Source organism: Micromonospora sp. KC213 (genome assembly GCF_004348325.1).
Classification (GTDB): Bacteria; Actinomycetota; Actinomycetes; order Mycobacteriales; family Micromonosporaceae; genus Micromonospora.
The window spans coordinates 1-10,179 of record NZ_SMKF01000194.1; the positions used below are offsets into that span (position 1 = coordinate 1).

General features: G+C 69.3%; 13 protein-coding genes and 2 pseudogenes. 6 read left to right on the plus strand and 9 right to left on the minus strand.

Annotated features, from left to right (window positions below):
* The 3 genes from purB to E1166_RS26525 all read right to left on the minus strand — a co-directional run.
* Window positions 1-1,411: adenylosuccinate lyase (purB, locus tag E1166_RS26515; RefSeq protein ID WP_132342664.1), on the minus strand; the 1,411-nt coding region annotated here is incomplete at its 3' end.
* A gap of 135 nt (window positions 1,412-1,546) precedes the next feature.
* A complete protein-coding gene (locus tag E1166_RS26520; protein WP_132342665.1) occupies window positions 1,547-1,942 on the minus strand; it encodes a DUF5615 family PIN-like protein in 396 nt (131 codons plus the stop codon).
* Window positions 1,932-2,615 carry a DUF433 domain-containing protein gene (locus tag E1166_RS26525; RefSeq protein ID WP_132342666.1) on the minus strand — a complete coding sequence of 228 codons (684 nt, stop codon included), beginning with the start codon at window positions 2,613-2,615 and terminating at the stop codon, window positions 1,932-1,934. Before E1166_RS26525 ends, E1166_RS26520 begins: the two co-directional genes overlap by 11 nt.
* A 384-nt stretch (window positions 2,616-2,999) precedes the next feature.
* Between E1166_RS26525 and E1166_RS31205 the strand changes: the two genes are divergently transcribed.
* Together E1166_RS31205 and E1166_RS26530 are read left to right on the plus strand one after the other, a co-directional pair.
* On the plus strand, window positions 3,000-3,254 hold the full coding sequence (locus E1166_RS31205) for a hypothetical protein (RefSeq protein ID WP_165942720.1): 255 nt from the start codon (window positions 3,000-3,002) through the stop codon (window positions 3,252-3,254).
* The gene (locus E1166_RS26530; RefSeq protein ID WP_165942719.1) at window positions 3,251-3,595 is read left to right on the plus strand and encodes a type II toxin-antitoxin system PemK/MazF family toxin; all 345 of its coding nucleotides are present in this window, start codon (window positions 3,251-3,253) and stop codon (window positions 3,593-3,595) included. The genes E1166_RS31205 and E1166_RS26530 overlap by 4 nt, the downstream gene beginning before the upstream one ends.
* 11 nt (window positions 3,596-3,606) lie before the next feature.
* On the opposite strand, the gene E1166_RS26535 is transcribed toward E1166_RS26530, so the two are convergent.
* The 5 genes and pseudogenes from E1166_RS26535 to E1166_RS26555 all read right to left on the minus strand — a co-directional run bounded on the left by E1166_RS26535 (window position 3,607) and on the right by E1166_RS26555 (window position 5,947).
* Window positions 3,607-4,119 (minus strand): UTRA domain-containing protein, encoded by a 513-nt coding sequence (locus tag E1166_RS26535; RefSeq protein WP_279433236.1) that lies wholly within the window; start codon window positions 4,117-4,119, stop codon window positions 3,607-3,609.
* A gap of 32 nt (window positions 4,120-4,151) precedes the next feature.
* Window positions 4,152-4,388, minus strand: a complete 237-nt coding sequence (locus tag E1166_RS26540; protein ID WP_132342669.1) for a DUF397 domain-containing protein — start codon at window positions 4,386-4,388, stop codon at window positions 4,152-4,154.
* 4 nt (window positions 4,389-4,392) lie between these two features.
* Window positions 4,393-4,803 (minus strand): annotated as a pseudogene (locus E1166_RS26545) (DUF5753 domain-containing protein); the annotation flags it as partial.
* Window positions 4,804-4,857: 54 nt separating this feature from the next.
* Window positions 4,858-5,094: a DUF397 domain-containing protein gene (locus E1166_RS26550; protein ID WP_132342671.1), complete on the minus strand. Its 237-nt coding sequence runs from the start codon at window positions 5,092-5,094 to the stop codon at window positions 4,858-4,860.
* A 4-nt stretch (window positions 5,095-5,098) separates the two neighbouring features.
* Window positions 5,099-5,947 (minus strand): helix-turn-helix transcriptional regulator, encoded by an 849-nt coding sequence (locus tag E1166_RS26555; RefSeq protein ID WP_132342676.1) that lies wholly within the window; start codon window positions 5,945-5,947, stop codon window positions 5,099-5,101.
* Window positions 5,948-6,381: 434 nt separating this feature from the next.
* On the opposite strand from E1166_RS26555, the gene E1166_RS26560 reads away from it, so the two are divergent.
* Complete coding sequence (locus E1166_RS26560; protein ID WP_132342672.1) at window positions 6,382-6,729, plus strand: hypothetical protein; 348 nt, start codon at window positions 6,382-6,384, stop codon at window positions 6,727-6,729.
* Entirely contained in the window at window positions 6,726-7,187 is a 462-nt protein-coding gene (locus tag E1166_RS31635) for a hypothetical protein (protein WP_132342673.1), read from the plus strand. The genes E1166_RS26560 and E1166_RS31635 overlap by 4 nt, the downstream gene beginning before the upstream one ends.
* A gap of 103 nt (window positions 7,188-7,290) precedes the next feature.
* Here the strand turns inward: E1166_RS31635 and E1166_RS26570 are convergent, their stop codons facing one another.
* A complete protein-coding gene (locus tag E1166_RS26570) occupies window positions 7,291-8,583 on the minus strand; it encodes an acetyl-CoA C-acetyltransferase (RefSeq protein ID WP_132342674.1) in 1,293 nt (430 codons plus the stop codon).
* Window positions 8,584-8,639: 56 nt separating this feature from the next.
* Between E1166_RS26570 and E1166_RS26575 the strand changes: the two genes are divergently transcribed.
* On the plus strand, window positions 8,640-9,995 hold the full coding sequence (locus tag E1166_RS26575) for a 3-oxoacyl-ACP reductase (protein ID WP_132342675.1): 1,356 nt from the start codon (window positions 8,640-8,642) through the stop codon (window positions 9,993-9,995).
* Window positions 9,992-10,179: pseudogene (locus tag E1166_RS26580) on the plus strand (hypothetical protein); the annotation flags it as partial. The gene E1166_RS26575 and the pseudogene E1166_RS26580, both read left to right, overlap by 4 nt.

Sequence of the window (10,179 nt, forward strand, 5' to 3'; positions counted from 1 at the left end):
GTGGGGAGTAGGCGGCGGCCTCGGGGTGGGCGGTGACGACCGCGGAGACACGGCGGGTCACCGATTCGACCTGGGCCTGGGCGGCGCCGGTGAAGGTGGCCGGGTCCGCGACCAGGGTGTCGATCTCCGCCCGGGACAGACCCAGACGCGCGTCGGCGGCGAGGCGGTCGAACAGGTCGTTCTCGGCGGCACCCTTCTCGCGCATGGCCAGGGCCACCGCCACCGCGTGCTCCTTGATCACCTCGTGGGCGACCTCACGGCCGACGCCCCGCCGGACCGCCGCCACCAGGATCTTGGTCGTCGCCAGGAACGGCAGGAAACGCTCCAGCTCCCGGCTGATCACCGCCGGGTACGCCCCGAACTCGTCGAGCACGGTGAGGAAGGTCTGGAAGAGCCCGTCGGCGGCGAAGAACGCGTCCGGCAGGGCCACCCGCCGCACCACCGAGCAGGAGACGTCCCCCTCGTTCCACTGGTCGCCGGCCAGCTCGCCGACCATGGACAGGTACCCCCGGATGATCACCGCGAAGCCGTTCACCCGCTCCGACGAGCGGGTGTTCATCTTGTGCGGCATCGCGCTGGAACCCACCTGGCCCGGCTTGAAGCCCTCGGTGGCCAATTCCTGGCCGACCATCAACCGGATCGTCGTGGCCAGCGACGACGGCGCGGCGGCCACCTGGGAGAGCGCGGCGAGCACCGCCACGTCGATCGAGCGCGGGTAGACCTGGCCGACGCTGTCCAGCACCCGGCTGAACCCGAGGTGCCCGGCGACCCGGCGCTCCAGCTCGGCGACCTTGCCGGCGTCCCCGTCGAAGAGGTCGAGCTGGTCGGCGGCGGTGCCGACCGGGCCCTTGATCCCACGCAGCGGGTACCAGTCGATGAGGTCCACCAGCCGCTCGTACGCGATCAGCAGCTCCTCGGCGGCCGACGCGAACCGCTTGCCCAGCGTGGTGGCCTGCGCGGCGACGTTGTGCGACCGGCCGGTCATCACCAGCCCGGAGTGCTCCTGGGCGAGCCAGGCGAGCCGGGCCAGTGCGGCGACCACCCGGTCGCGGACCAGCTCCAGCGAGCGGCGTACCTGGAGCTGCTCGACGTTCTCGGTCAGGTCGCGCGAGGTCATCCCCTTGTGCACGTGCTCGTGCCCGGCGAGCGCGCTGAACTCCTCGATCCGGGCCTTCACGTCGTGCCGGGTCACCCGCTCGCGCGCCGCGATCGAGGCCAGGTCGACGTCGTCGAGCACCTGCTCGTACGCCTCGACAACCCCGTCCGGCACCGCCACGCCGAGGTCCCGCTGGGCCCTGAGTACGGCGAGCCAGAGCCGCCGTTCCATCCGGATCTTCTCCTCCGGGGACCAGAGGGCGACCAGTTCGGGCGAGGCGTACCGGTTGGCGAGCACGTTCGGGATCGTCGTCACCCCGCCATTCTCCGGCATCGCCTCAGGCGACCACGTAGGGGGCCATAAGCCCTGTCGAGGTCTGATTAACTCGAGCGCTCGTCGTGTCGCGACGAGCGCTCGCATCGAACGTTGTAACCATCCCGTCGTACGTGTTCAGGGCCACAAGCGGTCGATGGATCCGTCACGTTGAACCACCCAGATAGAACCACCGGGGCGAGCGGTACAGATTTCGTAGATACGAGGCATACCGGAAAGGAAGGCCCCAGCCATTTCAGCAAACCCGAGGTTGGCGTTTGCCAAGGCGAAGAGAACGACTCCATGCTCGCGGACCGCGTTGCGCTCGTGAGTGACATGCCTGATCCGCTTGTCCTTGGTGAGCGCGACCCAATCCATCGATCCCGCATACGCGATCCATGAATCATCTTCAACCTTTTGGGCCTCCACCTCCCCATAGACTTCCGCCAGCGTGTGGACGGTCTCCCCTGCCGCCCGTAATGCTCCTACCACCCGCTTGCCGATATTTCTGTCGGCAAGGAACTCAAGCTGCACGCCGAGCCATCACTCGCAGGACCGTCTCCACCTCATCAGTGGTCAGGTCGTATTCATCCGCGATGTCGTCTACCGACTCGCCGCCGCCGTAGAAGAGGTCTGCGATCGTCTCGACACGCACTTTTCTTCTCTCGAAAACCGGCTGACCAAATCCAAATCGGGGATCGATAATCACATCAGCAGCACCATAAGGCCGCAAAATGATTCGCTCAGCGTAGCCGTCCGCAGCGTAGGAAACGTACTTGAGGGCCGTCTCCACCACCTGGCGGAAGGTCATCTGATCGTCGCGGGCGCGGACCCACTCTGGTGCAACCTTGGTAGCCGCGTTGTAAAGCAGCTCTGCGCCATCCGTGGCAATGGTGTTCGTAGCCAGGACGTACTCCTCGCCGGTCATCTTCCTCAGCCGTTCAACGCCAGCCCGGATATGGCGCATGGAGAGACCGGTGTTACGCAGCTCACGAAGGATCTGAGCCTCCGCCAAGGAGATGAAGGGCAGGCGAGGGCCATGCGGAGACTCCGGCATGACGGAATGCATCGTCGGCTTGCCACCGTCGCTGTCGCGGATCCACTGCTTGATGGTGCTCGCCGGAATGCCGAGGTGAACGGCCGCACCTTGGGCAGTCAGGAGCGGGACGGTGAACCGTCCGTCTCGTGCATCTGCCACCCACGTCATGCCCGTTACGTTAGCGGTTCGCCGATCACAACGCCTCACCTGAAGGGCGCGACCGCGCGTCGAATCCTGGCACACCCGCGGCAGTGTCAATCAGGACTGGTGGCCAGAGACCGCGCATGAACCGTGAGCTGCGGTCGAGCATGCTTCGGCCACCTGCGCCGTCGATCAGTCGATGGTCAGCTCGTACCGCAGGTGTCGCTCCTCCGCGACCATGCTCATCGCGCCGGCCCCCACCAGCACTCCGTCTGTGGTCATCAACGGTCAACAACACTCGATGGAGACGTAGACAGCACCCCTTGCTGATCCGTAAGCCGCCGAAGATCTTGCTCAGCCGCCGTACCGTCGAACCGGTGCACTAGTTTACGAGTTGGTATACTTGCCGGTATGACGACGATGATGCGGGTGAGCCCGGAGACGCGCGAACAGGTGCTCCGGGTCGCCGCCGAGGACTTCGGCGGGGTGAGCGCCGACGAGGCCGTCAAGCGCCTGCTGGAGGAGCACTGGCGAGCCAAGGCGGTGGCCGCGATGGACCACTACCGGGCCACCGACCCGGAGGGCTGGGCCGAATACCTCGTCGAGTCCGACAACTGGCACGGCGTCGACGCACCCGTCGGCGACCCGTGGGACGAGCGGGCGTGAGCCGGGTCAAGCCGTGGGAGATCTGGTGGCTCGACTTCGACCCGACCGAGGGTCGTGAGCAGGCCGGGCAGCGTCCCGCCCTGGTGGTGTCGTCCCGCTTCCACCTCGACCTGACCGCTGGCGCGCTGGTCAGCGTGCTGCCGTTGACCACCCGCGAACGGCCGGGCTGGCTGCACCGGGTGGCGATCGAGGTGCCCGGCCGGCGCACCGGCTGGGTCATCACCGAACAGGTACGGACGGTTTCCGCGAACCGGCTGACCGGGCACGGGCCGGTGTACCGGCTCCGGCCCGAGCAGGTGGCGGAGGTACGACAGGTCCTCCGCCAGATGATCGACGTGTGAGCCCTTGGTTGCTACTCGACGGTCAGTTCGTACCGTAGGCGCCGCCCCTGGGGCACCATCGTCATCACGCTCAGCTCGATCGGCATGCCCTCGGCAGTACTGAGTACCCGTGTCAGGCCGAGCACCCAGTCCCGGTCCGTGAGGTGGAGCGCGCTTCGCTCGGCGTCTGTGGGCTGTCGCGTGTAGACATCCTCGCTGACCCGCCCCGGGCGGTAACCCAGGTCGGCAAGCAGGCTGACGGCTCCACCGCGAATCTTGCGCGCCTCACCCAGGGCGGTACCCCGAGCCCACGAGGCAGGGTAGTACGAATCGGTCAGCTCAACCGGCCGACCGTCGAGCAGCATCAGTCGCCGACGGACGACAACCGGGGAATCCAGCGCGATCCGCAGACCTTCCGCCACCTCGGGAGAGGCGGCGACCTCGGTCACCTCACGCAGGGCCTGCGTACCGACACCGCCCTGGCTCGCCGCCTCCTCGGCCCAAGCCTCAGCTTCTCCAGAGGAGCGGGGACGGACGTAGGGCATCGACACGCTGACCCAGGATGGCCGGGCCATAATCAGCGATCCTCGACCGACAACGCGCGAATCCCGTCCAGGAAGGACTTCCAACCAGGCACGGTAAAGAGCAGCACCGTCCCGTCGCGGTCCTTGCTGTCACGCACGGCGACGCGACCCGTGTCGTCCAGCACCGGACCAGCCTCGACACAGTTGCCACTGCCGGCATCACTCTTGGTGCTGATGCGCCAGGCCACCTCGGGCAGCATCTTGGCTGTCGTTGCCTTCAATGCTGTCATGCCCTCACTCCAGACGCGCCGCCAGATCCGTCAGAAGCGCGGCGGTGTCGGTGGTCGACAAGGCCGCGTCGCAGAGCCGATCGTACGCGGACAGCAGCGGCGCGGCCTTGTCCGCTTCGACGTAGACGGCACCGGCGGGAGTCTGCATGCAGGCGGCGTCGGGGTAGGGCTCCGCCATTCGAAACAGGTCGAACTGTCCATCGGGACTGGCGTGCGCACCCGCACCGAACGGCAGCACCCGAATGTCGACACCTGGCCGTTCCATCACGGCCGTCAGGTGCAGGAGCTGGTTCCTCATCACTGACCGCCCACCGACGAGTCGTCGCACCACAGACTCGTCAACGACGGCAGACAACCGCACCTGATCCTGTCGATCTAGAAGTTGCTGTCTCGTCATCCGGAGTTCGGACGAGCGGGCGTGAGTCGAGTCAGGGCATCGACACGCTGACCCAGGACGTCCCGGCCAAGCTCAGCAGCTCTTGAACTTCCGGGCACGGATACCGTTCAAGAAGGAACTCCAACCGTTGACGTCGAAGAGCAGCACCGCCCCGTCGCGGTCCTTGCTGTCGCGCACGGCGACGCGACCCGTGTCGTCCAGCACCGGACCAGCCTCGACACAGTTGCCACCCCCGCTTCCGCTTCTCGTGCTGACATGCCACGCCACCGGCGGCAGTGATGAGGATGTCGCCACCGATCGCGCCACCATCCGCCTACTCCAACTGCTTGATCAGCTCGGTCAGGAACGTGCGGGTCGGCTTCTGCCGCAGCGCCATCCCACGCAGCCGATCGTAGATCCGGAGAACGGAATCGGCCATCGCACCCTCGATCACCAGATTGCCAGCGACCGTGGAGATACAGCCCGCCAGCGGGTACGGCGCAGGCATCCGAAAGATGTTGAAGGCTCCCTCAGGGCTCGGGTGGGCACCTGCCGAGGCCGGCAGCACGAGCACTTCCACATCACCATGCTCGGCTGCCGCGCAGAGGTGTTCCAGTTGCGCCCGCATGACCTCTGCGCCGCCGACAGGCCGGCGTAGCGCTCCCTCGTCGATCACCACGGACACCTTCACCGGGCTGCCGCCCTCGAGCCGACGCTGCCGCGCCAATCGGATCTCAACATAGCGACCGATCTGCTCTTCCGTGGCATCAGAGTCGACCATCCGGATGAGCGCTTCGGCGTACGCCCGGGTCTGGAGCAGACCGGGAACCACCGCCACCTCGAACGAGTAGATCTCCTCGGCGCGGCTCTCCAGCCAGATCCAGTCGATGAGCGAGCCGACCACGTCGGCCGCGAAGCCGTCCCACCAGCCTTTCTGCCAGACGTCCTTGGCCATCGTGGTGAGATCCGCGCGTCGCCGACCGTCGTCGACACCGCACAGGTCGAGGTAGGCCAACACGTCCGGTACCCGAGCAGCGACCACGCCTGATTCGAGGCGGCTGACCGTCGAGGCGTTGCGGTTGATGTAGTCGCCGACGTCCTTGAGTGTCAGACCAGCCGACTCCCGCATCTCGCGCAGTTGCTGCCCGAGCCACTGCGCTCGCAGCGTCGAAGCCTTCACCATCGTCGCCTCCCAGCCCTCAGCTTTCATGGAAAACGCTGAAACTGCAATCTTGCACATTCGCCGTCCATTGTGCATCCTGTGGGTACAGCTGCTGTGACGGCTGGTGATCGGCAAACAAAGAACGGACCGGGGTGGGTCGGTTTGGCGGCCTCTCCCACTCCCGGTCCGGCACGAGTCGACGGGAGCAACCACGACGGATCACGCCCGGGGAACGACTCCCCTCCTGTCTACCACTCGCAGCCGCGTCCACGCGCACCCGAGTGGTGGCTGGCGTGCCCCTGCGTGACCGCTCTCGGCCAACCCGGCGGCCAACCGCCGGAACCGTGACCGGGCGGGCGTACGGCCCGTCGTACGGCAGCGACAGTCACCGCCCGCACTCCCCCCGCGGCCGGTGAGCCCGCCGTGCGTCCGCCCCCACACGACGGGAGTGGGAGATGGGCGTCTACCGGTCGAGGCACAGCCAGGTGTGGCATCGCGACGAGGCCGAGGCGGAAGCGGCACGAGAGATCCTCGACAGCCACGTACCCGATCCGGCGAGCCACCTCTGCGTGGTCTGCCTGGTCCCGGGTCCGTGCCAGCCGGCGAACGCGGCGGCGAACCGCCTGGTCGACCTGGGTCGGCCGGTGCTGCCACCGGATCCGCCCGGACGATGGCCGGGCTGGCGGGGGTGGTGGGGGCCGCGTCGTCGGGCGATGCCCCGGCCTGCGCCACTGCTGACCTTCGTCTGGATACTCCGGCTGGCCGCCCCCGCCGCCGGGTCGGGTGCCCAGGGGACACCGTGACGACCCGGCCGGAGTTCCCGTTCCGGGTCGGCGACGTCGTGGAGCTGGCCGAGCAGCACTACTGCTACGGGCTGGGCACCCTCACTCTGCGGATCGTCGAGATAGGCCGCCGGGAACGGCACAGCGACGGCGTCTGGATCCACCTGCGCGGCGTCGAGTTGGGCCACCCGTCCGGGCCACGGCAGCGGCGGGTGCTCGCCAAGCTGGACGCGATCCGGGTCCGGCCGGTTCCCGCACCGGCGGCGCACGTGCCCCGCCGCCCGAGCTGGCAGTGCGCCGGCTGCGGCGATCCGTGGCCGTGTCCCGACCGGCGACGGCGGCTGCTCGCCGAGTACGCGGACAACGCCGCCGCCCTCAGCGTCTACCTCGGCATGCAACTGGTGGACGCGGCGTCCGAGTTGCGCCACCAGCCCGCCGAAGCCCTGCACGCCCGCTTCCTCGGCTGGCTTCCCCGGTAACCAGACGCCACACCGAGTGCGGCGTCTTGGACTATCCCTGGTCAGCGACACCGCAACATGCCGCAACTGGCGAGCAGGGCGCCACCGCCGGCCGGACCTCGGGTCAGCGTTCCAGGATGGCCGTCACGCCCTGGCCGCCGGCGGCGCAGATGGAGATCAACCCTCGGCCGCCACCCCGCTCGGCGAGGAGCTTGGCCAGGGTGGCGACGATCCGGCCGCCGGTGGCGGCGAACGGGTGCCCGGCGGCCAGCGACGAGCCGTTGACGTTCAACTTCTCCCGGTCGATCGACCCGAGCGGCGTGTCCAGGCCGAGCCGGTCCTTGCAGAACTCCGGCGACTCCCAGGCCGCCAGGGTGGCCAGCACCTGTGAGGCGAACGCCTCGTGGATCTCGTAGTAGTCGAAGTCCTGCAAGGTGAGCCCGGCGCGGGCCAGCATCCGGGGCACCGCGTACGCGGGGGCCATCAGCAGGCCCTCGTCGCCGTGCACGAAGTCGACGGCGGCCGTCTCCGACCAGGAGAACCAGGCCGCCACCGGTAGGTGGTGCGCCCGCGCCCACTCCTCGCTGGCCAGCAGCACCGTGGACGCGCCGTCGGTGAGCGGCGAGGAGTTGCCGGCGGTCATGGTGGCCCGCTCCGCGTCCGGCCCCCGGTGCCCGAAGGCCGGCTTGAGCGAGCCGAGCTTCTCCAGGGTGGTGTCCGGGCGGAGGTTCGCATCCCGGGTCAGCCCCAGGTACGGCGTGACCAGGTCGTCGAAGAATCCCCGGTCGTACGCGGCGGCGAGCCGCTGGTGCGAGCGCAGCGCCAGCTCGTCCTGGGCCTGCCGGTCGATGTTCCAGCGCAGCGCCGTACGGGCGGCGTGCTCCCCCATCGACAGTCCGGTACGCGGCTCGGCGTTGCGCGGGATCTCCGGCTTGAACGGCTGGTGCGGGCGGAGCTTCGCGGCGATCTTCAGGCGCTCGCCGAGGGTACGGGCGGAGTTGAGCCGGAGCAGCGTGCGGCGCAGATCCTCGTTGATCGCCAGCGGGGCGTCGGAGGTGGTGTCGACGCCACCGGCGATGCCCACCTCGATCTGCCCGAGGGCGATCTTGTTGGCGACCAGGATGGCCGCTTCCAGGCCGGTGCCGCATGCCTGCTGGATGTCGTACGCGGGGGTGTGCGGGTCGAGCTTCGAGCCGAGCACCACCTCGCGGGTGAGGTTGAAGTCCTTCGAGTGCTTGAGCACCGCCCCGGCGACCACCTCGCCGACCCGCTGCCCGGCCAGCCCGAACCGGGCGACCAGCCCGTCCAGCGCCGCGCCGAGCATGTCGGCGTTGGACGCGTTCGCGTACCGCGAGTTGGACCGGGCGAAGGGGATGCGGTTGCCGCCGATGACCGCGACCCGCCGGATGCTCTGCACGATCCCGCCTCCGTTTCAGGGGTTGCCCACAACCTACTGGCCAGTAGGCTACGCCTATGACCGACAGGTACGCGAGCTTCGTCCAATCGGGGGCCGGCCGCACGCTGGTCAAGCGTCTCGGGCTGCCCGATCCGCCGCGACTGCGCCGGCACCATCCCGGTGACCCGCTGCTGCCCGGCCCCGTCCTGCTCGGCGCGGCCGGCGGCGGCCGGCTCGCCGAGCCGGTCGGCACCGTCCTGGCCGCCGCCGGGGTCGAGCTGCGCGACCCCGCCACCGTCGACGCCGAGGCACGCTTCGGGGCCCTGGTCTACGACGCCACCGGCGTCGCCGACTCCACCCAACTCCGCCAGCTCTACGACTTCCTCCACCCGTACGCCCGATCGGTGTTGCCCAGCGGCCGGGTGATCGTCCTCGGCACCCCGCCGGAGGAGTGCGACTCGTCCCGTGAGGCGACCGCCCAGCGCGCCCTGGAGGGGCTGACCCGCAGCATCGGCAAGGAGTTCGGCCGGGGGATCACCGCCCAACTCGTCTACGTCACCCCCACCGGCGACGCCGGCACCCAGACCAGCCTGGAGGCGACCCTGCGGTTCCTGCTGTCCGGGCGGTCGGCGTACGTATCGGGGCAGGTGATCCGGGTAAGCGCCGGGCCGGCGCAGCCCCCGGCGGACTGGGACCGGCCACTGGACGGGCAGATCGTGCTCGTCACCGGGGCGGCGCGGGGCATCGGCGCCGCGCTGACCCGGGTGTTGGCCCGCGACGGCGCGCAGGTGGTCGCCCTGGACGTCCCGGCGGCCGGCGACGAACTGGCCGAGGTCGCCAACGAGATCGGCGGCAGCGCCGTACAGCTCGACCTGACCGCGCCGGACGCGCCGGCCCGGCTGGCCGAACACCTGGCGGGCCGGCACGGCCGGGTCGACGTGGTGGTGCACAACGCCGGCATCACCCGGGACAAGACCCTCGGCCGGATGGACGCCGACCGCTGGGACTCGGTGATCGACGTCAACCTCTCCAGCCAGGAGCGGATCAACGACGTACTGCTGGAACGCGAGCTGATCCCGCCCGGCGGGCGGATCGTCTCGGTCTCCTCGATCGCCGGCATCGCCGGCAACCGGGGCCAGACCAACTACGCGACCAGCAAGGCCGGGGTGATCGGCCTGGTCGACTCGCTCGCCCCGGCCCTGCGCGGGCGCGGGATCAGCGTCAACGCGGTCGCTCCCGGGTTCATCGAGACCCGGATGACCGCCCGGATCCCGCTGCTGGTCCGGGAGGCGGGCCGCCGGATGAACAGCATGTCGCAGGGCGGCCTGCCGGTGGACGTGGCCGAGACCATCGGCTGGCTGGCCTGGCCGGCGTCCGGGGCGGTCAGCGGCAACGTGGTCCGGGTCTGCGGCCAGAGTCTGCTGGGGGCGTGATGGCCCGGCGGGAGCAACAGGAACCGGCCGACGACCTGTCGGTCCACGAACTGATCGAGGGTCCGACCCAGATCATCTCGGCGGCCGACCTGGCCGCCGCCCGGGTCGCCGGCCCCGGGCCGGACGTGGACGTCGAGCAGACCCACGACCTGTCGGCGTACGCCACTCAGGGTCCGGGCGGGCG

Coding starts and splice junctions, on each gene's coding strand:
- E1166_RS26525 (WP_132342666.1), bottom strand. CDS start 2,615: ATGACGTGGGTGGCAGATGCACGAGACGGACGGTTCACCGTCCCGCTC.
- E1166_RS31205 (WP_165942720.1), top strand. CDS start 3,000: ATGACGACGATGATGCGGGTGAGCCCGGAGACGCGCGAACAGGTGCTC.
- E1166_RS26560 (WP_132342672.1), top strand. CDS start 6,382: ATGGGCGTCTACCGGTCGAGGCACAGCCAGGTGTGGCATCGCGACGAG.
- E1166_RS26550 (WP_132342671.1), bottom strand. CDS start 5,094: ATGGTGGCGCGATCGGTGGCGACATCCTCATCACTGCCGCCGGTGGCG.
- E1166_RS26535 (WP_279433236.1), bottom strand. CDS start 4,119: ATGCCCTACGTCCGTCCCCGCTCCTCTGGAGAAGCTGAGGCTTGGGCC.
- E1166_RS26575 (WP_132342675.1), top strand. CDS start 8,640: ATGACCGACAGGTACGCGAGCTTCGTCCAATCGGGGGCCGGCCGCACG.
- E1166_RS26555 (WP_132342676.1), bottom strand. CDS start 5,947: ATGGTGAAGGCTTCGACGCTGCGAGCGCAGTGGCTCGGGCAGCAACTG.
- E1166_RS26540 (WP_132342669.1), bottom strand. CDS start 4,388: ATGACAGCATTGAAGGCAACGACAGCCAAGATGCTGCCCGAGGTGGCC.